Source organism: Sphingomonas sp. DMC6 (assembly GCF_056314225.1).
Genome location: NZ_JBQUYT010000001.1, coordinates 448,167 through 469,460 on the forward strand (window position 1 = coordinate 448,167; position 21,294 = coordinate 469,460).

At 66.0% G+C, this 21,294-nt stretch carries 18 protein-coding genes; 14 read left to right on the plus strand and 4 right to left on the minus strand.

The features are described from left to right. Positions 1-163 precede the first annotated feature (163 nt). Both ACT53M_RS01910 and ACT53M_RS01915 read left to right on the plus strand, forming a co-directional pair. Entirely contained in the window at positions 164-1,555 is a 1,392-nt protein-coding gene (locus tag ACT53M_RS01910; protein ID WP_476231092.1) for a serine hydrolase domain-containing protein, read from the plus strand. After that, the gene (locus ACT53M_RS01915) at positions 1,555-2,481 is read left to right on the plus strand and encodes a hypothetical protein (protein ID WP_476231094.1); all 927 of its coding nucleotides are present in this window, start codon (positions 1,555-1,557) and stop codon (positions 2,479-2,481) included. Before ACT53M_RS01910 ends, ACT53M_RS01915 begins: the two co-directional genes overlap by 1 nt. A 216-nt stretch (positions 2,482-2,697) precedes the next feature. On the opposite strand, the gene ACT53M_RS01920 is transcribed toward ACT53M_RS01915, so the two are convergent. Next, positions 2,698-5,118 carry a membrane-bound PQQ-dependent dehydrogenase, glucose/quinate/shikimate family gene (locus ACT53M_RS01920; RefSeq protein WP_476231096.1) on the minus strand — a complete coding sequence of 807 codons (2,421 nt, stop codon included), beginning with the start codon at positions 5,116-5,118 and terminating at the stop codon, positions 2,698-2,700. 167 nt (positions 5,119-5,285) lie between these two features. On the opposite strand from ACT53M_RS01920, the gene ACT53M_RS01925 reads away from it, so the two are divergent. After that, on the plus strand, positions 5,286-6,683 hold the full coding sequence (locus ACT53M_RS01925) for a leucyl aminopeptidase family protein (protein WP_476231097.1): 1,398 nt from the start codon (positions 5,286-5,288) through the stop codon (positions 6,681-6,683). Between the two features lie 55 nt (positions 6,684-6,738). Here the strand turns inward: ACT53M_RS01925 and ACT53M_RS01930 are convergent, their stop codons facing one another. Beyond that, complete coding sequence (locus ACT53M_RS01930; protein ID WP_476231098.1) at positions 6,739-8,724, minus strand: putative bifunctional diguanylate cyclase/phosphodiesterase; 1,986 nt, start codon at positions 8,722-8,724, stop codon at positions 6,739-6,741. Positions 8,725-8,761: 37 nt separating this feature from the next. Continuing rightward, on the minus strand, positions 8,762-9,508 hold the full coding sequence (gene tpiA / locus ACT53M_RS01935; protein ID WP_476231099.1) for a triose-phosphate isomerase: 747 nt from the start codon (positions 9,506-9,508) through the stop codon (positions 8,762-8,764). Positions 9,509-9,628: 120 nt separating this feature from the next. On the opposite strand from tpiA, the gene ACT53M_RS01940 reads away from it, so the two are divergent. Continuing rightward, a complete protein-coding gene (locus ACT53M_RS01940; protein ID WP_476231101.1) occupies positions 9,629-11,569 on the plus strand; it encodes a peptidylprolyl isomerase in 1,941 nt (646 codons plus the stop codon). Beyond that, positions 11,569-13,053: an anthranilate synthase component I family protein gene (locus tag ACT53M_RS01945; protein WP_476231571.1), complete on the plus strand. Its 1,485-nt coding sequence runs from the start codon at positions 11,569-11,571 to the stop codon at positions 13,051-13,053. The genes ACT53M_RS01940 and ACT53M_RS01945 overlap by 1 nt, the downstream gene beginning before the upstream one ends. A gap of 20 nt (positions 13,054-13,073) precedes the next feature. Here the strand turns inward: ACT53M_RS01945 and ACT53M_RS01950 are convergent, their stop codons facing one another. Further along, positions 13,074-13,490: a hypothetical protein gene (locus ACT53M_RS01950; protein ID WP_476231103.1), complete on the minus strand. Its 417-nt coding sequence runs from the start codon at positions 13,488-13,490 to the stop codon at positions 13,074-13,076. Between the two features lie 117 nt (positions 13,491-13,607). Here ACT53M_RS01950 and ACT53M_RS01955 point away from each other — a divergent pair, with 117 nt between their 5' ends. The 9 genes from ACT53M_RS01955 to lexA all read left to right on the plus strand — a co-directional run bounded on the left by ACT53M_RS01955 (position 13,608) and on the right by lexA (position 21,277). Next, positions 13,608-14,192, plus strand: coding sequence for an anthranilate synthase component II (locus tag ACT53M_RS01955; protein WP_476231105.1), 585 nt, complete (start codon positions 13,608-13,610; stop codon positions 14,190-14,192). 53 nt (positions 14,193-14,245) lie between these two features. Beyond that, positions 14,246-14,653 (plus strand): hypothetical protein, encoded by a 408-nt coding sequence (locus tag ACT53M_RS01960; protein ID WP_476231107.1) that lies wholly within the window; start codon positions 14,246-14,248, stop codon positions 14,651-14,653. 81 nt (positions 14,654-14,734) lie between these two features. Continuing rightward, positions 14,735-15,730: an anthranilate phosphoribosyltransferase gene (gene trpD / locus ACT53M_RS01965; RefSeq protein WP_476231109.1), complete on the plus strand. Its 996-nt coding sequence runs from the start codon at positions 14,735-14,737 to the stop codon at positions 15,728-15,730. Continuing rightward, positions 15,727-16,497: an indole-3-glycerol phosphate synthase TrpC gene (gene trpC, locus ACT53M_RS01970; RefSeq protein ID WP_476231111.1), complete on the plus strand. Its 771-nt coding sequence runs from the start codon at positions 15,727-15,729 to the stop codon at positions 16,495-16,497. The genes trpD and trpC overlap by 4 nt, the downstream gene beginning before the upstream one ends. Then, positions 16,494-16,961, plus strand: a complete 468-nt coding sequence (gene moaC / locus ACT53M_RS01975) for a cyclic pyranopterin monophosphate synthase MoaC (protein ID WP_476231113.1) — start codon at positions 16,494-16,496, stop codon at positions 16,959-16,961. Before trpC ends, moaC begins: the two co-directional genes overlap by 4 nt. Positions 16,962-17,288: 327 nt before the next feature. Then, a complete protein-coding gene (locus ACT53M_RS01980; protein ID WP_476231115.1) occupies positions 17,289-17,801 on the plus strand; it encodes a hypothetical protein in 513 nt (170 codons plus the stop codon). 565 nt (positions 17,802-18,366) lie between these two features. Continuing rightward, positions 18,367-19,320, plus strand: a complete 954-nt coding sequence (locus tag ACT53M_RS01985; RefSeq protein WP_476231116.1) for a PilZ domain-containing protein — start codon at positions 18,367-18,369, stop codon at positions 19,318-19,320. 40 nt (positions 19,321-19,360) lie between these two features. Continuing rightward, on the plus strand, positions 19,361-20,545 hold the full coding sequence (locus ACT53M_RS01990; RefSeq protein ID WP_476231117.1) for a molybdopterin molybdotransferase MoeA: 1,185 nt from the start codon (positions 19,361-19,363) through the stop codon (positions 20,543-20,545). A gap of 57 nt (positions 20,546-20,602) precedes the next feature. Further along, positions 20,603-21,277 (plus strand): transcriptional repressor LexA, encoded by a 675-nt coding sequence (gene lexA / locus ACT53M_RS01995; protein ID WP_476227740.1) that lies wholly within the window; start codon positions 20,603-20,605, stop codon positions 21,275-21,277. Positions 21,278-21,294 lie beyond the last annotated feature (17 nt).

Here is a 21,294-nt window from a genome sequence, read left to right on the forward strand (position 1 = left end):
ACCCCGTGATGTGCGGAGCGTAGCACGCGGTGGCAGGGTGGCAATGGCGCGAAGGGCTGCGTTGGCAGCACAACTCTCCGTTGGCACAGGTATAACCAACGACTAAGCCCGGGGTGACGCCAGCGGGAGCGCGTTCTACGCTCCCTTTCATTCCGGAGGCCCGATGTTCCGTACCGCCCTTGCCGCTGCCCTGTTGATCGCCACGCCTGCCGCTGCCCAGCAGCTCACGGCGGATCAGGCTGCGAAAGTCGATGCCATTGTCGCTGATGCGCTGAAAAGTTCGGGCGTGCCCTCGGCCTCGGTGGCGATCGTACGCGACGGGAAGATCGTCTTCGCCAAGGCCTATGGCGATCAGGGGCCGGGCATCCGCAACGGCCCCGACGCCAGCGCCAGATACCAGATCGCGTCGATTTCCAAGCAGTTCACGGCCGCCGCGATCCTTTTGCTCGAGGATGAAGGCAAGCTGAGCCTCGACGACAAGGTTGCCAAATGGGTGCCGGACGTCACCGATGCCGACCAGATCACGATCCGCCAACTGCTCAGCCACACCGCTGGTCTGCAGGACTATTGGCCGCAGGATTACAGCTTCAAGGCGATGGAAACGCCGGTGACGCCGCAGCAGATCGTCGATCGCTGGGCGAAGAAGCCGCTCGATTTCGCGCCCGGCACCGCCTGGCAATATTCGAACACCGGCTATGTCGTCGCCGGCATGATTATCGAGAAGGCCTCGGGCATGAAGCTGCTCGACTATCTCGATGCGAAGATCTTCAAACCGCTGGGCATGCACCCGATCGATCAGGACAAGGCGATCGGCAAGGGCTTCCCGCAGGGCACGCATCGCTTTGCACTCGGCCCGGTTCGCCCGGCCCAGCCTGCCGCCGATGGCTGGCTATGGGCGGCGGGCGAACTGGCGATGAGCGCGAGCGACCTTGCGAAATGGGATATCGCCCGCATCAACCGCAGCGTGATGCCGGCCGATGACTGGGCGGCGCAGGAAACCGAAGTCAAGCTGACCAACGGCGCACCGACGCGCTATGGTCTGGGCGTGTCGCTGGGCGAGCACGGCGGCAAGCGCGAAGTCTCGCACGGCGGTGAGGCCGTCGGCTTCCTGTCGAGCAACATCGTGATCCCCGAGGAGCGTTACGCCGTCGTCGCACTGGTCAATGCCGATTTCGGCGGCGCGCAGGAAGCGATCGCGAACGGCATCACCGACCTGCTGCTGCCGGTAAAGGCCGAGCCCGCGATCGACCAGCAGCGTGACGCGCTGGCGCGCACACTGTTCGACCAGTTGCGCGCGGGCACGCCCGATCACGCGCTGATGACCGACGACGCCAACTACTTCTTCGATGCAACGGTGCTCGGCGACTATCGCGCCAGCCTGGCCGCACTCGGCGAACCGTTGGCGTTCCAGCCGCTGGGCAAGGCCCGGCTGCGCGGCGGCTTCGTCAACCGAAACTATGTGATCCGCTACAAGGATCGTGAGCTTGTGGCGGTGACCTATGCCGAGCCCGGCGCTGAGGGCAAGTTCGAGCAGTTTCTGGTGATGCCGCGCTGATGCTGAAACTTGCCGCCCTTTCCGCACTGGCGCTGGGATCGCTGGCGATCACCGGTGCCGTGCCGGATCGGGCGGTGGTATCACGGTTCGATCCGCTGACGGTGGTGGACGATGATTTCTCCCGCCACCGCGACCCCGGCGAATGGCGGGGCCTTTCGGTTCGGCGGATCGAATTCACTGCCGAACGCGGAAAATGGCGTCTGTGGCGGATCACCGATCCGCGACACCCGCGCGGGCCGCTGTTCTTCGTGCCGCACGACAATGAAAATGCCGGGTTCGAAGCAGGGCTGTGGGCGGTGCGCCATTATGGCGGCGTGCTGATCGCCGTCGATTCCGGCATCGCGCCCGGCCATGACGGCGAGCGGTACAATGCCGCCGTCGCGTATGGAAAGCCGATCGACCCCAACCGCAATTTCGACAGCGCCCTCCCCGGATATGCCGATCGCGTGCTGGCCGATCTGCCGCGTGTCGGCGGGCCGATCATCGCGCTCCATACCAATTCGCCGGGGTTCGACCCGACCGATTCCAAATGCCATCGCGATGATCCCAAGGGCGAGGGCATCATCTCGATCCGCTTCTGCGACGATACGCTGACGCCCAGCCCGTCACAGGCACGCGCCTGGCCGTTCGACGATGACGACACGGTCGCCTTCGCCACCTATCGCGCCTCGCAGCGGCCCGAAGATGCCTTTTGCCGCAACCAGATGGTCGGCGCCGATTTCAACGTGGTGCAGGAACGGGTCGTGGCGAGCGACGGGTCGCTATCCAACTATGCCGTGCTGCACCACATCCGCTATCTCAACTTCGAGACGCAGGAACGGGGGCTCGATCCCGTGCAGCTTGCCGGCGCGCACGACCGGCTGACCTATATGATCCGCACCGCCCTCGCCCTTTGCGCGCCGGACGTGAAGCCGCGCAACGACTGACGCTTCACCTGAGGAGGATCGCCTTTGGCGTCTTCAACCCCTCCCTGAAAAGGGAGGGGCCGGGGGTGGGTGCGCGCGTCTGCGCGCCTCCAAGAATCTATCCTCTGGCGAGGGCTATTCCCGCCGCCTAATGGCGGCGGACCCACCCTAACCCTTCCCTTTCAGGGAGGGGAATCTGTGCGTTCCTGTTCCTCTCAATCGCCCACTACGTGCCCCTTACCCCGGCAGCGCATAGGCGACGATTTCGTCGCCCACCGGCGTCTTCATGAAATGGTGGCCGCCAGCGTAGATGACCAGATATTGCTTGCCGCCAACCTGATAGGTGATCGGCGTCGCCTGCCCGCCGGCGGGCAGCACATCCTGCCACAGCGTCTTGCCGGTCCGCAGGTCGATCGCGCGGATTAGGTTGTCGGTTGCCGCGGCGACGAAGATGATCCCGCCTGCCGTCACCACCGACCCGCCGTTGTTCGGCGTACCGATCGTGAAGGGCAGCATCGAGGGGATGCCGAACGGACCGTTGGTGCGCGCGGTGCCGAGCGGACGATCCCAGATCGTCTTGCCCGTCGCCATGTCGATCGCGCGGATGCCGCCATAAGGGGGCTGTTTGCAGAGCATCCCGGTGAAGGGCAATTGCCAGCCGGCATTGACGTCGATCGCATAAGGCGTGTGCGCCTGGGGATCGCCCGCCCCTTCGGCGCCGCCGATGCTGCCCCTTGCCTGATCGCGGGGCGCCCAGCCGCGCCGGTTCGCCTCGGCACGGGGAACCAGCCGTACATAGTTGGGCATGTCGTTGTAATTGGCGACAATTACCCCGCGCTGCGGGTCAACCGCTACACCGCCCCAGTCGGTGCCGCCATTATAGCCGGGATATTCGATCGAGTGGCGATCGGCTTCGGGAGGCGTGAAGAAGCCGTGATAACTGGCCCGGCGAAACTGGATGCGGCAAACCATCTGGTCGATCGGCGACATGCCCCACATGTCGCGCTCGGTGAGGTCCCGCTTGCGCAGCGTATGCCATAGCGAGACCGGCTGTGTGGCCGCACGCTGCTGCGGCTCCACGCCGAGCTGCGGCGCGCGGATCTCGCCCACCGGCGTCAACGGGCGGCCGGTGCGGCGGTCGAGGATGTAGATGTCACCCTGTTTGGATGGCAGCACCAGCGCCGGCGTACCCTTATAGTCCACCAGCGTCGCCTGCGCGCCGAAATCATAGTCCCATACATCGTTGCGCACAGCCTGGAACCGCCAGCGCGGCTTGCCCGTAGTCACGTCGAGCGCGACCAGCGAGGTGGCGAACATATTCTCCTGCGGGCGACGCAGGCTCGAGTAATAATCGGCCGAGGCATTGCCCATCGGCAGATAGACCAGCCCGAGCTGCTCGTCGCCGCTGGCGGTGGTCCACATATTCGGGGTGCCACGCGCCCATTCCTGACCGGCTGGCGGATAGCCGTTCCAGTCCGGGTGCATCATGTCCCAGGCCCAGCGGAGCTGGCCGGTGCGCGCATCGAACCCCTCGATGACGCCTGAAGGCTCCCAGCGGTCCTGACCGTCGAGCACCTGGTGGCCAACGACAAGGATGCCGCGCACCAGAGTCGGCGGCGAATTGATCGAGACATAGCCGAACGGCACCTGCCCCATGCCCTTCTTGATGTCCGCCTGGCCACCCGTGCCGAAGTCTGCGCAGGGCCGACCGGTGTGGGCATCAACCGCGATCAGGCGGGCATCAAGCGTCCCTTCGATAACCCGGGTGGCGCAAGGCTGGTTCGCCGCCATGCCGGGCACGGCATAATAGACGACACCGCGGCAGGCGGCCGTGTAGGGGATCGCCTTGTCGGAGACATTGGGGTCGTAGCGCCAGCGCTGGGCGCCGCTCGCTGCATCCAGCGCGATCAGGATGTTCTTTGGCGTGCAAAGATAGAGGCTGTCGCCCACCTTGAGCGGTGTGTTTTCCGCGCCATAGGTCTTCGCGATCTGCGGATCGCGCGGCATGTCGCCGGTGTGGATCATCCAGGCGCGCTTGAGCGACCCGACATTCGCGGCATTGATTTGCGCCAGCGGGGAGTAACGGCGGGCGCTGCCGGTGCCGCCATAGCTCGGCCAGTCCGCGCCGGTCTGCTGACCCGACGGATCGGCCATGCCGGTCGATCCGGGCGCGGGCAATGTGCCCTGCAAAACGGCGGGCTGCCCCGCTGCGGCGACCGCCAGATCCACTGCCGTTACTGCCACGGCAACAACCGCACCGATTCCGGCGAGGCGCCAACGGCCGGCGCGCCGGGTGAGCGACGCCATCGCCGCCAGCACCGCGAGCAGCAATGCCGCCGGCGCGACGACCCGCGGCACCTGCGCCCAGGCATTGGAACCGACTTCCCACCACGCCCACAGGAAGGTCAGCACGACGATGGCGATGTAGAGCCACCCGCCCTCCACTTGCCCCCGCACCAGCAATGCGCCCGAGGCCAGCATCGCCACACCCGTGACGAAATAATAAGGCGATCCGCCGAGCAGCAGCAGCCATGCGCCGCCGATGGCAAGAACCAATCCGATCAGCGCGACGACCGCACCGACGATGCGCGCTGTCCAGCTGCCGGCGCGTCGCCGATGGTACCAGCTGGAACTGGATGATGCGCGAACGTCGGACATGAGCCGTTCTCCCGGCAAGGGCGGCGCGACCGGCGTGCTCACGCCACCGGCAAATGCGTCAGGAATAGCGCGCAAACCCAAGGGAACACGCGGTTGTTCCGAAACATCGCCAAAAAACCCCGCACAATGGCTAGGCGCGGGCGGTACGGCGCCCTAGATCAGCGGGTATGACGGACCCTACTACGCTTGTTCAGCCCGATCGCGGCCAGGCCGCGCGTTCCATTCACCTGATCGACCCCAAGGGTTTCGACGCCTGGCTTGCGGCCCAGCCGCCGCGCCACCGCGCAGCCGCGCTGGCGCAGAAGCTGGCACCGGTCGGCTATTCGAGCGCCATCCTGCCCGGCGACAATCCCGAGGACTGGGCGGTCATCAGCGTCGTCGCCAATGTCGACAAGCTCTCGCCCTGGTGCCTCGCCAAGCTGGCAGAGACGCTGCCCGAAGGCAGCTACCGCGTGGAAGGTATCGAGCCGGGCAAGGCTATCTATGGCTGGCTCGTCGCCCAATATCGGTTCGATCGCTACAAGAAGCCCGAAGCCAAGCCGCAGGGCGCGCGCGTACTGCTGACCGGCGACCCCGCCAAGATGGACGAGGCCGTCCGCCTCGCCACCGTCACCTGGAAGCTGCGCGACCGGATCAATACGGGCGCCAACGACATGAGCCCTGCCGATCTCGAACTGGCCGGTTCCGAACTCGCCAAGGCCTATGGCGCCAGCTTCAGCGTGGTGAAGGGCGAAGAACTCGAGCAGGGCTATGGCATGCTCTGGGCGGTCGGCAAGGCCGCCGGCAAGGGCCGCGAGCCGCGCCTGATCGAGCTGGAATGGGGCAATCCCGACCATCCGCGCATTGCCATCATCGGCAAGGGCGTCTGCTTCGACAGCGGTGGCCTGGACATCAAGCCCGCCAGCGGCATGCGGCTGATGAAGAAGGACATGGGCGGCGCTGCCCATGCCCTTGCGCTTGCCGAACTGGTGATGATGAACCGCCTGCCCGTGCGGCTGCATATGCTCGTTCCCGCCGTCGAGAACTCGATCTCGGGCGAGGCGACGCGGCCCGGCGACGTGATGATCTCGCGCAAGGGCATCACCGTCGAGAACAGCAATACCGATGCCGAAGGCCGGCTCATTCTGGGCGATGCGCTAACCAAGGCGGAAGAAAAGAACCCCGAACTGGTGTTCGACTTTGCCACGCTCACCGGCGCCGCCCGCGTCGCGCTGGGTGCCGACCTGCAGGCGCTGTTTGCCAATGACGAAACACTGGCAGCCGAAATCCTCGCTGCGGGTGAAGAAGAGGCCGATCCGATCTGGCGGATGCCGCTCTACGATCCCTACAAGGAACTGCTGAAGTCGGACGTGGCCGATATGGTCAACGCCGCCGAGGGCCCGTTCGGCGGTGCGATCACCGCCGCGCTGTTCCTGAAGGAATTCGCACCGGCCGGCGCCAAATGGGCGCATTTCGACATTTTCTGCTGGAACGGCAGTGCCAAGCCCGGCCGTCCCAAGGGTGCCGAAGCAGTCAGCCTGCGTGCCACCTGGAAGGTGCTGAAGGACCGCTACGGCCGCGCCTGAAGCAATTCGGGGCGGCGCGGCAGGTGCCGCGTTGCCCCGCCCTTTCCGGCTCAGCTCAGAACCCCGGTTGCATCCGCCCCACCGCCGCCACTTCGCCGAAGCCGCGTCCGCGCAGCCAGCCTTCCACTTCCTCGGCCGTCATCGGATGTCCGAACAGATAGCCCTGCCCCTGCGCGCAACCGAGCCGCCGCAGGCGGGTGGCGGTTTCGACCTGTTCGATTCCTTCGGCGATCACGGTCAGCTCCAGCATCGCAGCCAGACCGATGATGCCGCGCACCATCTTCATCGCATCGGCGTCGCGATCGAGTGACTCGACGAACGATCGGTCGATCTTGATCTTGTCGAACGGCAGCATCCGCAGATGCTGGATCGAGGAATAGCCGGTCCCGAAGTCGTCCAGCGACAACTGGATGCCCTGGTTCTTGAGCGATTCGACAACCTGCTTGGCGTTGTCGGCATCGACGATCAGGGCATTTTCCGTGATCTCCACCGTCAGCCGGTGTGGCGGAAACCCCGTGCGTGCGAGGATCGCCAGCATCTTCTGCGCCAGCCAGCCATCCTTGAGCTGCACGGGAGAGACGTTCACGGCAATGGCGCAGTCGCTCGGCCAGCCGCGCGTTTCGGTGCAGGCCCGCTCGAGCAGGTGCAGCATCAGCTCGTTGATCAGCCCGCATTCCTCGGCGATCGGGATGAACTGGTCGGGGCCGATCCCGGCGCCCGCCGGCTGACGCCACCGCGCCAGCAGCTCGAACCCGACGACGCTGCCGCTCGCCAGTTCGACGATCGGCTGATAGCAGGGATAGAATTGCCCCGAAGCGAGCGCGACGCGCATTTCGGCCTCGATCATCGACCGGCGGCGGATTTCAGCGTCCATTCGCGGCGCGAAGGCGCAGTAGCAGCCGCGCCCGGACTCCTTCGCCTTGTAGAGCGCAACATCGGCACGGCGCATCAGCGTTTCCGCGCCCTCGCCGTCATCGGGCGACAGTGCAATCCCCACGCTGGCGCCAATGTGGTGCGTTTTGCCACCAATCGCGAAAGGCAGCTCCAGCGCACGGACAATGGCATGCGCCACGGCCAATACCCGATCCGCGCCGCCCGGAACAAACGGGACAGCAACCGCGAACTCGTCACCGCCCAGCCGATAGCTTTGCCCTTCTTCGCCAACGATCTCACGCAACCGGCGGGCAACTTCGCGCAGCAATTGATCCCCGGCCGGATGGCCGTGCACATCGTTGACAGCCTTGAAGCGGTCCAGATCGACAATAAGCAGGCCGAAACAGCTGGCGCTGCCTGCACCGCCCGCAGCCATGCCCAGAAATTCTTCCAGTGCGCGGCGGTTGGACAGCCCGGTCAGCGGGTCGTGATAGGCAAGCTGGTGCGCGCGCCCTTCTGCCCGCCGTGCCCGGCGCTGCTCCGAAAGCATTTCGAGGCGCGAGGCAAGCGCGTCGATGAAGCTCGTATAGTTGGCGCTGAACATGCGCATGATCACTGCCGACACCACGACGATGTCGACGCCAAGTCCCGTAAGCAGCCAATTGTGCGACGTCATCAGACACAGGGTGATCGGCAGCGCTCCGCATACGAGCACGAGGCGGGCCGCGTTCGGCAGTGATTGCAGGCAATAACAGCAGCTTATCGTTCCGATAAAGGCATAGAGGCCAATGCAGGCCCGGCCGGACAGATCGAGATGCTGGTAAAGTGCGACACCCCAGCCGCCAAAAGCGAGGCTGAGCAGTCCGGCGACAATCGTTGTGCTGAGCAGGTTGCGGCGGATGCGGCGAATATCCGGCACGCCATGCCGTCGACGGCGCACCCAGAACGCGCTGCGAATAGCGGCAGCCAGTCCCAATAACAGCGGTACGCCCAGGCTGAGTCCAATCGGCGCAATTTCATATGCCGCGAAGCTGAGGAACAGCGCATCCGCGAAGACCAGCGCATACATCAGCGGAATCAGGCGGCTGAGCGTGCGATATTGCTCGACCAGAATCGCACGTTCGAGCTTGGTCTTGCCAGGGGGTACGAATCGAAACGCGCGACGCATGACGCTTGGTAGCGCCAATGCACCGACAAACCGTTAATCAGCCAAGCTGCGCCGCCGCTTCGATTACCGGTACGAACTTGGCTGCCGTGAGGCTCGCGCCGCCGACCAGCGCGCCGTCGACATTGTCGACGGCCAGGATCGACCCTGCATTGGCGCCGGTGACCGATCCACCGTACAGGATGCGCATCTCCGACGCCGAGGCGCCGATCATCGAGCGCAGCTTCGCACGGATGATGGCATGCATCGTCCCGATCTCGTCGAGCGTCGGCGTCTTACCCGTGCCGATCGCCCAGCGCGGCTCATAGGCGATCGTCAGCCAGTCGGGGCCGGCCGCATCGGGCAGCGATTTTTCGATCTGCGACTGGACGATCCGCTCCGCCCGTCCCGCATCATGCTCTGCTTCGGTCTCGCCACAGCACAGGATCACCTCCAGACCGTTACGACGGGCAGCCGCCGCCTTGGCCCAGGCGTCGTGGCTGGTCTCGTGCTGGTCGGCGCGGCGTTCCGAATGGCCGACAATGGCCAGGCGCGCGCCGGCCTCCACCAGCATCGGCGCGGAGATGCAGCCGGTATGCGCACCCTGATCCGCTTCATGCACGTCCTGTGCGCCGATCGGCATGGTGCCGGCAATCCGCGCAGCCTCGGCAATCAGGGTGAAAGGAACGCAAAGCAGCGTGTCGACACCCGGATGCGCGGCGGCGGCCGCGGCGATCGCTTCGACTTCCCCAAGCTGGGCGCGGAGCCCGTGCATCTTCCAGTTACCGGCGACCAGCTTGCGGCGCATATCCATCCCCTTGTTGTCCGTTACAGCCAGCCGTTAGCGATCCCGGCGTGCGGCACAAGCTTGAAGGCGCGCGACACCCGCCCTAAAGCGGGCGCCAAATCCTCGAACGAACGGCTTCCAATGCTCAACGCCTTCCGGAAATTTACCAAGTCGCGCTACGGCCTTGTCGCGGTCTTTTTGTTTCTTGGCCTGCTCGCGATCGCCTTTGCGGCGAGTGACGTCACCGGTCTGCGTTCGATGAACCTTAGCGGGGGCAGCCCCGCGCTGGCACGCGTCAACGGTCGTGACGTGACCGAGAAAGACGTTCGCGAGCGGCTCGATCGCCTGATCCGCAACGCCCAGGAACAGGGCCAGAATGTCACCATGGCGCAGGCGCTTGCGCAGGGCGCCTTCGAGGCGGCGATCGACGATGCGATCAATTCGGCGGCGATGGTCACCTATGGCAACCGCAACGGCATGCGCGTCGGCAAGCTGCTGATCGACACCGATATCGCCAACAATCCGCAGTTCGCGGGGATGGACGGCAAGTTCAGCCAGCAGACGTTCGAACAGTTGCTGGCGCAGAACCGCATCAGCCCGGCCCAGTATCGCGAGGCGATCACCAACCAGCGCTATGCAAGCTGGCTGCTCGGCCCGGCGACGATGCGCATTCCCGCGCCCGAAGGCGTCGCGCTGCCCTATGCCTCGATGATGCTTGAGCGCCGCACCGGCATTGTCGGCTTCGTCCAGTCGGCAGCGATGGATCCTGGCGCAGCCCCCGATGCGAAGACGCTTGCCGATTATTACCAGCGCAACCGCAATCGCTACATGGTGCCGGCGCTGCGCGTGGTCCGCTATGCGCTCGCGACACCGGACCTGCTGAAGGCACAGGCGACTGCCAGCGACGCCGAAATCGCCAAGGCGTACCAGACGAACGCCGCACGCTATGCCGCCAGCGAAAAGCGCAGCGTAGAACTCGTGACTGCCCTCGACCGCGCCACAGCCCAGAAGGTCGCCGATGCTGCCAAAGGCGGAGACCTGGCGGCCGCCGCCAAGACCGCCGGGCTGGAGATGCGCAAGGTTGACGCCGCCGACCGCGCGGCCCTGGCCAAGCAGGTGTCGCAGGCATTTGCCGACGCGGCCTTCACGGCGGGCGCTAACGCCCTCACCGGGCCGAGCCAGCTTGGCGGCACCTGGTATGTGTTCCGCGTTACCAAGGTCGACAAGATCCCTGCCCGCTCGCTGGAGCAGGTACGCGGCGATATTGCGCAGGACATCACCCAGCGGAAGCTGTCGCGGTTGCTCGGCGATCTCCGCCAGTCGATCGACGACGGCATCGGCGGCGGCAAGAATTTCGACGAAGCCGTGCGTGACGCCAAGCTCACCGCGCAGCGCACGCCCGCACTCACGGCAGCCGGCATCGATCCGCTGAACCCGGATACCAAGCCTACGCCGGCGATCAGCGCGGTCATGAAGACCGGGTTCGGCTTCGACCAGCCGGGCGACGAACCGCAGATCGTTCCCGCCGGACCCGACGGCAGCTTCGCCGTAGTTTCGCTGGAGCGGATCGTTCCGGCAGCCCCCCGTCCGCTCGCCCAGATCACCGACAAGGTGAAGGCCGACTATTTGCTCGACCAGGCGCTCGCCAAGGCACGCGCTGCGGCCAACGTCGTGATGGCCAAGCTGCAGAAGGGCGTGCCGATGCAGCAGGCGCTGACCGAAGCGGGCGTCACCAAGGGTGCACCGCCCAAGCCGTTCGACTTCAAGCGCTCCGAGCTGCGCGACAAGGAGACGTTCATCCAGGCCGCTTTCGACATGAAGGCGAAGACCGGGCGTGTGGTCGAGGCCCCGGCGCGGGCGGGCTATTACGTCGTGTTCGTCGACACGATCCAGCCGGGCAGTGCTGCCGGCGACGCCGTGACGATGCAGCCGATCCGCAGCGGCCTCACCCAGATGGGCGCCGGCGAATATGCCCGCGAATTCTCGTCGGCGATGCGCAAGCAGCTCAAGATCACGCGCAATGAAACGGCGATCGCGCGCCTGCGGGCAGATCTGCTGCGCAGCGGCGCCGGCGACCAGTGATCGAGGGACTCGAGGCAGCCCGCGCCGCGCTGGCTGCGGGCAAGCCTGCGCTGATCTGGCGGCGTCAGATCGCTGATACCGAAACGCCGGTGGCGGCAGCGCTCAAGCTGATCGAGCCGGGGCGCGGCGACTTCCTGCTCGAATCGGTCGAAGGCGGGTCGGTGCGCGGCCGCCACAGCCTGATCGGACTCGCGCCCGATCTGGTGTTTCAGGCCACCGGTGCCGAGGCCGCGATCAACCGGATCTGGCTGACCGACCGGGATGCGTTCGAGCCGTGCGCCACACCCGCGCTGGAGGCATTGCGCGCGCTGGTCGCCGATTGCCGGATGGACGTGCCGGAGGCATTGCCCCGCGCGCTGGCCTGTCTGGTCGGCTATTTCAGCTACGAGACGATCGGCCTCGTCGAAACGCTGTCCCGCGCGCCGCAGAGCCCGGTCGGCGTGCCCGACATGATCTTCGTGCGCCCCACCGTGCTGCTGGTGTTCGACCGGCTGGCCGATGCGCTGTATCTCGTCGCCCCCGTCTGGCCCGGTCACGCGGTCGAGCAGGCGGCGGAGCGGATCGACGCAGTCGCCGCCCGGCTGGCGAGCGCCCCCCTGCCCGCGCCGGTGCGCGCGGAGCTCGAACCGGTCACGCCGCAACCCGTGCTGCCCCCCGGCCGCTATGCCGATATGGTGGACGCCGCGAAGAACTATATCACCGCCGGCGATATCTTTCAGGTGGTGCTCGCCCAGCGCTTCACCGCACCATTCACGCTGCCGCCGTTCGAGCTGTATCGGTCGCTACGGCGGATCAATCCCTCGCCCTTTCTCTATCACCTCGACCTGCCGGGCTTCGCGCTGATCGGCTCCAGCCCGGAGATTCTGGTGCGCGCGCGCGACGGCGAGATCACCATCCGACCGATCGCCGGCACCCGTCCGCGCGGCCGCACCGCCGCCGAGGACGAAGCGAACCGCGCCTCGCTGCTCGCCGATCCCAAGGAACGCGCCGAGCATCTGATGCTGCTCGATCTGGGCCGCAACGATGTCGGCCGCGCCGCCGCGCCGGGCAGCGTCCGCGTGACCGACAGCTACACGATCGAGTTCTACAGCCATGTGATGCACATCGTGTCGAACGTCGTCGGCCGGTTGCGCGACGATGCCGACGCGGTCGATGCGCTGTTCGCCGGTTTTCCCGCCGGCACGGTCAGCGGCGCGCCCAAGGTTCGCGCCTGCGAGATCATCGCCGAGCTGGAACCAGAGACGCGCGGCCCCTATGCCGGCGGCGTCGGCTATTTCTCGCCCGACGGGTCGATGGATTCGTGCATCGTGCTGCGCACCGCGCTGGTGAAGGACGGGATGATCCATGTGCAGGCCGGCGCCGGCATCGTCGCCGACTCCGATCCCGCCTATGAGCAGCGCGAATGCGAGGCCAAGTCGGGCGCCCTTTTCGCCGCCGCGCGCGAGGCGGTGGCCCGGGCGAGCGAGGCGGGCTTCGGCCAATAGGCCTTAGCCCGCAACGGCAATTACGGCTTGGGCGGCGTGTCTGCCGCTTCCTTGTCCAGCTTCTCCTGATACCATTGCTGGATCATCTTGGCGGTGCAGCCGGTCTGGCCGCCCGATCCGACCGGCGAGCAGCTATTGGGCAGGCCTTCGCGGTTGACTTCCTCCACCACTTCCATGCGGCGCGTCCACGAGGTCGAAGGCGCGTCGTGCTTCGCCTGATCGCGGAAGCGCTTGGGGATGCGATAGGGCGATTCGCCGGCATTGGCGCACACCACCACTTCGTCGGGCGTGGTCGCCTTGGGGCAGGCTTCGTCGCCATAGAGCAGCACGCTGCGCACGCGTTTCGGCGGCCCTTGCGTCGCGGTGCCCTGATCCTGCGCCTGGGCAAAAGCCGGTGCGGCGAGCAGCGCTGCGGCGGTGATCAGTCTGACAATCATCGGGTTACTCCTTGCGCGGCGTTGAACGCCCCTGTTGCTCCAGCGTTGCCCCGGCACTGTGGCCGTGCCAAGGCACAAACATTGTCGAGCCGCCGCAAAGCGCCTAACGCGGCTCCCATGATCCTCGTCCTGGATAACTACGACAGCTTCACCTGGAACCTGGTGCATTATCTGATGGACCTCGGTGCCGAGGTGAAAGTGGTGCGCAACGACTCGCTGACTGCGCAGGAAGCGATTGCCAGCAACGCCCAGGCGTTCCTGATCTCGCCCGGCCCGCGCACCCCCAGCGAGGCCGGTATAAGCCTCGATCTGGTCGCGGCCTGCGCCGCCACCGGCAAGCCGCTGCTGGGCGTGTGCCTGGGTCATCAGGCGATCGGCCAGCATTTCGGCGGATCGGTGGTCCGCGGCGGGCTGATGCACGGCAAGACCTCGCCCGTGTCGCACGACGGCACCGGGCTGTTCGCCGGCCTGCCCTCGCCCTTTACCGCGACTCGGTACCATTCGCTGATCGTCACCGACATTCCTGCCGGCCTGGTGGTGAATGCCACGGCGGAGGACGGCTCGGTCATGGGTTTCCGCCACGCCGAATTGCCCATTCACGGCGTGCAGTTCCACCCCGAAAGCATCGCCACCGAGCACGGCCATGCCATGCTGGCCAATTTCCTGCGCATCGCCGGCATCGAGGCGAAGGCAATCGCCTGAACGAATGCGGAATTTCAGCCCCCGTTCATCGCGAATATGCTACGACTCGGGCCATGAAAAAGCTGCTCCAGACCCTGCTCGCCGGTGTCGCGCTCGCCGCGGCGCCCGCTGCGCTCGCCCAGGGCGACCGCAGCACCCCTGAAGCCCAATTGCAGAAGCTGCTGGCCGGCCGTGTTGCCGGCAAGCCGGTCGACTGCATCAGCCTGCCGATGACCGACAGCACGCGGATCATCGATCACAAGGCGATCGTCTATGGCAGCGGCGGCACGCTCTATGTGAACACGCCGCGCGCCGGCGCCGACCAGCTTGACGACGATTCGATCCTCGTCACCCACACCTATGGTTCGGAGCTGTGCAGTATCGACAGCGTGCGGCTGGTCGATCGTGCTTCACAGTTCCAGCGGGGTTTCGTCATCCTCGACAAGTTCGTGCCCTATACCAAGCCGAAAAAGGCGAATTGATTCTTCGGGGCCGTGGCCCGTACTGCGGCCCCGATAAGGATTTGCTCGACAAGCGCGCGCTCCGCCCGGAATAGAGGCGGCGTGACTCGCCTTTCCCTGCTCCCCGATCCGTCTTCCCCGCTTGGCCGCGAAACCGCTGCGCAGGCCTTTGCCGACATGCTCGACGGCACAGCACCCGAAGCGGAGATCGAAGCCTTTCTGATCGCGCTTTCCGATCGCGGCGAAACCAGCATCGAAATTGCCGAGGCGGCACGCGCCCTTCGCGCCCGGCTTATCCCGATCACCGCGCCCGCCGGCGCCATCGATGTGTGCGGCACCGGCGGAGACGGCCATCACACCCTCAACGTCTCGACCGCCGTCAGCCTGGTGGTCGCCGCCGCCGGCGTGCCGGTGGCCAAGCACGGGAACCGCGCCGCCTCGTCCAAGGCAGGCGCCGCCGATACGCTGGAGGCGCTGGGCCTCAACCTCGACCGCGCGGCCGCCCGTGCGGAAGAAAGCCTGCACGAAATCGGCATCGCGTTCCTGTTCGCGCAGCATCACCACCCGGCGCTGGCGCGGATCGCGCCGATCCGCCGCCGCATCGCCCGCCGCACGATCTTCAACCTGATGGGGCCGCTCGCCAATCCGGCGCATGTCACCCGCCAGCTTATCGGCATCGCCCGCCCCGACTATGCGCCGATCTATGCCGAGGCGCTCGCACAACTCGGCGCCGAAGCCGCCGCCATCGTTTCCGGCGAGGATGCGCTCGACGAGCTTTCGACCGAGGCGGCGAGCGTCGTCGTCAATGTCGGCCGCGCCGCATTGCCCGGCCGGATCACGCCCGAGGATGCGGGGCTTCCCCGTCACCCGCTGGCAGCCATACGCGGCGGCGACCCGGCCTATAATGCCCTCGCGCTGCATCGCCTGCTCCAGGGCGAGCACGGCCCCTATCGCGACGCGGTGCTGCTCAACGCCGCCGCTGCGCTGATGGTGGCGGGGCGCGCCGACGATCTGCCGCAGGGCGTCGAGGAAGCGGCAGAAGTCATCGACAATGGCCTTGCCAACGCGCTGCTCGACTGCTGGATCGCGTTCGCATGAGCACCATTCTCGACACGATCCTCGCCACCAAGCGCAGCGAAGTCGCTGCCCGCAAGGCCGCGCCCCGCAGCTACCCGACGCCATCGGCGCCGCGCGGCTTCAAGGCCGCCCTTGATGCGCGCGCCGCTGCCGGCGGCTACGGGCTGATCGCGGAGATCAAAAAGGCCAGCCCGTCCAAGGGGCTGATCCGCGCCGATTTCGATCCGCCGGCCCATGCCCGTGCCTATGCGGCCGGCGGTGCGACCTGCCTGTCGGTGCTGACCGACCACGACTATTTCCAGGGGCATGAGGACTATCTGATCGCGGCGCGCGCGGCGTGCGACCTGCCGGTGATCCGCAAGGACTTTCTGGTCGATCCCTGGCAGGTGGGCGAATCGCGCGCGATGGGTGCCGACGCGATCCTGATCATCGTTGCCGCGCTGGAAGACGGCCAGATGGCCGAAATCGAAGCAGCGGCGATCGAAGCCGGCATGGATGCGCTGGTCGAGGTGCACGACGCTGCAGAACTGGACCGCGCGCTGAAGCTCCGCTCGCGTCTGATCGGCGTAAATAATCGCAATCTCAAGACGTTCGAGGTCGATGTCCAGAAGACCTATGAACTCGTCCGCCACGCACCGGGCGACTGCACCTTCGTCGCCGAATCGGGCCTGAACGGGCGCGGCGATCTGGATGCTATGGCCGAACACGGCATCCGTTGCTTCCTGATCGGCGAATCGCTGATGCGCCAGGCCGATGTCGAGGCGGCGACCCGCGCCCTGGTGGGATGAGCCGTCTTACCCATCTCGATGCCGAAGGCGCCGCGCATATGGTCGATGTCGGCGGCAAGCCCGTCACCGCGCGCGAAGCGGTGGCGCAAGGGCGCATCACCATGTCCCCCGAAGCGGCAGCAGCGATCCGCGAAGGCAGCGTCAAAAAGGGCGATGTGCTCGCCACCGCCCGCATCGCCGGCATCATGGCCGCCAAGAAGACGGCGGATCTGATCCCGCTGTGCCATCCCCTGCCGCTCAACCGCGTCGCGATCGACCTCGCGCTCGACGAAACCGGCGTGACGGCAACCGCGACCGCCACAACCGAAGGCAAGACCGGCGTGGAGATGGAGGCACTGACCGCCGTCTCGGTTGCGCTGCTGACGCTCTACGACATGGCCAAGGCGCTCGATAAGGCGATGGTGCTGGGTGACATCCGGCTGGTTTCCAAGACCGGCGGCAAATCGGGCGACTGGCACGGCTGAAACCCGGTCGTGACCCCATAAACGACCGCTATCGGCGGAAGCGGTGAACGTCTGGGGTTGGTGGGGAGCGGACGTGACCGCTTTCGGAGAAGAAACAGGCATAGAGTTGCCGTTAAGCCGGTTCGCCTTGGGGCATCTTCCGAGCAACTATCGCCGTTCCGATGCGGTGCCGGGAAGGTCGGCTTACGCCAACACTGGCCATTTCACGCGCCTCGCCCCCTGAACAAAGGACGGTTATCGGACCTCCCGCGTAACGGTCGCTGTGGCAGGAAATTTAGGGGGAGCGGAAGCTTGACTTCAGCAGTTGGCTCGAGAGGAAATTAGGAAATGAACACATCCAAACTCTTCAAACAATCCCGAATCAGGACCGCAGGCTACGTGATTGTAGCTATGATTAGTGCAGCGATTGCGTGTTTCGCCGCTCTGCTGGGGTTTGCTCTGGATGGCCCTTGGAAATGGGTTTGGATAACATTTGGCTGGGTTTTCGGGCTACTCGCTATTTTCTACGGCGGATTGGTTGTGCGGCCACTACGTCTCACCTTGAATTCAGAGGGTTTCGAGCTGTCGGGAGGGTGGATGAGATTACCACGCTTCGTTGCTTGGCGGAATATCGACGGCCCCATAGGTACCTACCCAATCGGTAGAGGGCAGAGCGTTATTGGCTATAATTTGGTCGACGGTGCCAATAACAAAAAACGTTTGGATAACTATCCTCGACATCAATTCACCCCAGATGCAATCTTACCGAGCGTATGGGGTAAAAGCGCACAGCAAGCTGCTGACGAACTTGATGCTTTTAGAGATCAGGCCATCAAATCTTGTTTAGAAAATGCTCATTAGGCACTGGATCACCAGCGTAGAATGCTCCCGAAATTTATGATATTAGAGATAGCCCAATTCCTCGAAGTTAAATTAACCGACGTGAAACTATATTATTTCGCGTTCGCAGGCGCTCCACATCTATATCGTTAATAAATGTCACAGCCTAATCCACATCTAATCTTACCCAACGCTCGAATGTTCGCAACTGGGGCGTAAACGGACGATCTCAGTCGCGGCGGCGATCGGCAGGAATGTCCCAGACCTCGTCATTCCAGCTTTCGCCGTCGGAGATGAGCCAACGGCGGGTTTCAGCTTCACGATTGAGATGCTGGCCCCCCCTGGGATCGGGGCGTTTCCTGATGACGAGCGTTTCCTTTCGCGCCGCTGACCCATGCGATTGCCCCCGGGAGCCGCGCTTTCGCCGGGGCGAGCCCGCGCGGACCGGGTGGAAAACAGGGACGCGCACGCATCGACGCCGCCTCGCATGGGCCGTTCCCGGCCCGTTAGTATTTCCGCAACCCTCTCGCTTAACGGCCCCTTCAGCGGCGCCCGCCACAGTGGCGACAACCGGGCGGGAAGGCCAATGCGACAAGATCTTACGTCCGATACAATCTTCAGTCTGGGCGGCGAGCGCCCCTATCCTCCCACGAACGATCCCTCCGCCGGCGCAAGTGATTCGCCCGCGTTGGATTGCGGCACCTTGGCGGTGGACGATGCCCGCCAGACCTGTGCGATCCGCTGGCTGAGCGCAGTCGGCGCGGTACTGCGCCTCGCCGATGCCGTGGTCGACGAGGCGGCGGCGGTGCTCGATCTGGCGAGTGGCCTGCGCCTGCCCGGCCATATCGCCTGGTCGCACGGCGGCGAAGCGGGGCTGATCTTCGATACGCCGATCGACGTGGTGGCGATGCTCGCCCGCAATCTCGCCAATCTTCCGGCCGAACGCCGGCTGCTGCCGCGTATCGAGCTGCGCCAGACCGTGGGCATCGTCAGCGGCGACCGCGCCGTGCTCGTCTCCACGCGCAACATCTCGCAGGGCGGCGTCGGCGTGGAGGGCAGGTTCTCGCTGGCCGAGGACGACGCGGTCCAGCTCATCTTCGACGGCCTGCGCCCCATGGCCGGGCATGTCCGCTGGGTGCGCGACGCGAGCGCGGGCATCGCCTTTGCCGAGGAACTGGGCTGGCAGACCTTGCTTCCCTGGCTGCGCGAACTGCAATCACTGGCGGGTGCGAGCGCGCAGGCCGACGGCGAACTGCTGATCCCCGACAAGGGGGCGATCCGCCTGGACGCCGCGGCGCGCGTGCGCGAAGGCGTTCGCTGGTGGAATGTCCGGGTGCGGGCGCTGACCCAATATCTGGTCGAATTCGAGGCGCGGCATGCCTTTGCATCGGGCGCGCAGCTATGGATCGCCCTGCCCGGCATCGGCGGCGGTCCCGCCCGCGTCGTCGAAACCGGCCAGAACCGCGCACTGTGCGAATTCCGCCTGCCGCTGCGGCCCGACGACTTGCGCAGCGTGTCCGGCGGCAACCGGGCAGGCTGAAACGCTTGCACGCCCCGGCGTGCCGGGCCAAGGCACCGGCATGACGCCGCTTCTTCCTATTGCCAAGGCTCAGGCGCGCCTGCTGGCGCTGGGCACGCCCGCCGCCGCCCAACAGGTACCGATCGCGGAAGCGGCCGGGCGGTGGTTCGCCGGGGATGTCGTCGCGCTGCGCACCCAGCCCTCGGCCGATCTCTCGGCGATGGACGGCTATGCCCTGCGCTTCGCCGACCTGCGCGGACCGTTGCGGGTGATTGGCGAAAGTGCGGCGGGACGCGGCTTTGCCGGCAGCGTCGGGCCGGGGGAAGCCGTGCGGATCTTCACCGGTGCGCCGCTTCCTGCCGGGACCGATACCGTGCTGGTGCAGGAAGAGGCTGCGCGCGAGGGCGACCGTCTGCTGCTGGCCGGCGAAGGCCCCGCGACGCGCGGCCGGAACGTGCGCCGGCGCGGGCTGGATTTCTCGGAAGGCGAGCGGCTGATCGCGGCGGGAGAGCGCGTGACGGCGGCACGGCTCGCGCTCGCTGCGGCGGCGGGCCACGCGACATTGCCGGTACGCGCGCCCGTGCGGGTGGCGATCGCCTCAACCGGCGACGAGCTGGTGCCGCCGGGCGAACCGGTCGGGCCGGCACAACTGCCCGAATCGAACAGGGCGATGCTCGCCGCCTTGCTGGCCGACCTGCCGGTGACGATCATCGACCTGGGCATTCTCCCCGATGACGTCGCGCAGCTCACGCGCAGCTTCGCCAGCGTCGATGCCGATATTCTCGTCACCACCGGCGGTGCCTCGGTGGGCGATCACGATCTGGTCCGCCCCGCGCTGGAAGCGGCCGGCGCCGTCATCGATTTCTGGCGAATCGCGCTGCGCCCGGGCAAACCGATGATGGCGGGCCGTCGCGGACTGACCGTTGTAGTAGGTCTGCCGGGCAATCCGGTTTCGGTTTTCGTCACCGCGCTGCTGTTCGTCCGGCCGCTGATCGCGCATATCGCCGGCGCGGCCGATCCCTTCCCGCGCACCCGTCTGGCCGTGCTCGGCGAAGACCTGCCCGCCAATGGCGACCGCACCGATTATCTGCGTGCCGAACTGGTCGACGGGCGGGTCCGTGCCTCGACGATCCAGGACAGTTCGATGCTGCGGACTCTGGCTCGAAGCAACTGCCTGATCGTCCGCGAAGCCGGTGCAGGCCCTGCAAAAACAGGCGACTCCGTGGAAATCCTCGACATCGCTTGACACGGGCCCGGAACATTGCATAAACGTTCCCAGTCTGTTCTAGACCCGGAGGATTGGATGCTCACGCGCAAGCAGCACGAGCTGATCTGCTTCATCGCCGATCGCCTGAACGAAACGGGCGTTTCGCCCTCGTTCGAGGAGATGAAGGAGGCGCTGGACCTTAAGTCCAAGTCAGGTGTGCACCGCCTGATCAGCGCACTGGAGGAACGCGAGTTCATCCGTCGCCTGCCGAACCGCGCGCGCGCCCTCGAAGTGCTGCGCATGCCGGAACGGGGTGAGCGCAAGCCCGCGCCCAAGCCGAAGGTCAGCGCTCCTGCCGCACCGGCGGCGACCGTGCCTGCGCCGGCGAACGACGTGGTGGAAATTCCGCTGCACGGTCGTATCGCCGCCGGTACGCCGATCGAGGCACTCGAAGGCTCGACCATGCTGCCGGTTCCCGCCGCGCTTCTGGGCTCGGGCGAGCATTATGCGCTGGAAGTCGCGGGCGACTCAATGGTCGAAGCCGGTATCCTCGATGGCGACTATGCACTGATCCGCCGCACCGAAACCGCCCGCGAGGGCGAGATCGTCGTCGCGTTGATCGACGATGCGGAGGCGACGCTCAAATATTTCCGCAAGGAAGGGTCGATGGTCCGGCTCGATCCAGCCAACCGCGACTATTCCCCGCAGCGCTACCGCCCTGACCAGATCCGCGTGCAGGGACGCCTGGCCGGATTGTTGCGGCGATACTGACGAGCGGGCGGGACGCT

Bases quoted from the DNA above. Each gene is read 5' to 3' on its own strand.
- ACT53M_RS01910 (WP_476231092.1), top strand. From the start codon at position 164: ATGTTCCGTACCGCCCTTGCCGCTGCCCTGTTGATCGCCACGCCTGCC.
- ACT53M_RS01915 (WP_476231094.1), top strand. From the start codon at position 1,555: ATGCTGAAACTTGCCGCCCTTTCCGCACTGGCGCTGGGATCGCTGGCG.
- ACT53M_RS01920 (WP_476231096.1), bottom strand. From the start codon at position 5,118: ATGTCCGACGTTCGCGCATCATCCAGTTCCAGCTGGTACCATCGGCGA.
- ACT53M_RS01925 (WP_476231097.1), top strand. From the start codon at position 5,286: ATGACGGACCCTACTACGCTTGTTCAGCCCGATCGCGGCCAGGCCGCG.
- ACT53M_RS01930 (WP_476231098.1), bottom strand. From the start codon at position 8,724: ATGCGTCGCGCGTTTCGATTCGTACCCCCTGGCAAGACCAAGCTCGAA.
- tpiA (WP_476231099.1), bottom strand. From the start codon at position 9,508: ATGCGCCGCAAGCTGGTCGCCGGTAACTGGAAGATGCACGGGCTCCGC.
- ACT53M_RS01940 (WP_476231101.1), top strand. From the start codon at position 9,629: ATGCTCAACGCCTTCCGGAAATTTACCAAGTCGCGCTACGGCCTTGTC.
- ACT53M_RS01950 (WP_476231103.1), bottom strand. From the start codon at position 13,490: ATGATTGTCAGACTGATCACCGCCGCAGCGCTGCTCGCCGCACCGGCT.
- ACT53M_RS01955 (WP_476231105.1), top strand. From the start codon at position 13,608: ATGATCCTCGTCCTGGATAACTACGACAGCTTCACCTGGAACCTGGTG.
- ACT53M_RS01960 (WP_476231107.1), top strand. From the start codon at position 14,246: ATGAAAAAGCTGCTCCAGACCCTGCTCGCCGGTGTCGCGCTCGCCGCG.
- trpC (WP_476231111.1), top strand. From the start codon at position 15,727: ATGAGCACCATTCTCGACACGATCCTCGCCACCAAGCGCAGCGAAGTC.
- moaC (WP_476231113.1), top strand. From the start codon at position 16,494: ATGAGCCGTCTTACCCATCTCGATGCCGAAGGCGCCGCGCATATGGTC.
- ACT53M_RS01980 (WP_476231115.1), top strand. From the start codon at position 17,289: ATGAACACATCCAAACTCTTCAAACAATCCCGAATCAGGACCGCAGGC.
- ACT53M_RS01985 (WP_476231116.1), top strand. From the start codon at position 18,367: ATGCGACAAGATCTTACGTCCGATACAATCTTCAGTCTGGGCGGCGAG.
- ACT53M_RS01990 (WP_476231117.1), top strand. From the start codon at position 19,361: ATGACGCCGCTTCTTCCTATTGCCAAGGCTCAGGCGCGCCTGCTGGCG.
- lexA (WP_476227740.1), top strand. From the start codon at position 20,603: ATGCTCACGCGCAAGCAGCACGAGCTGATCTGCTTCATCGCCGATCGC.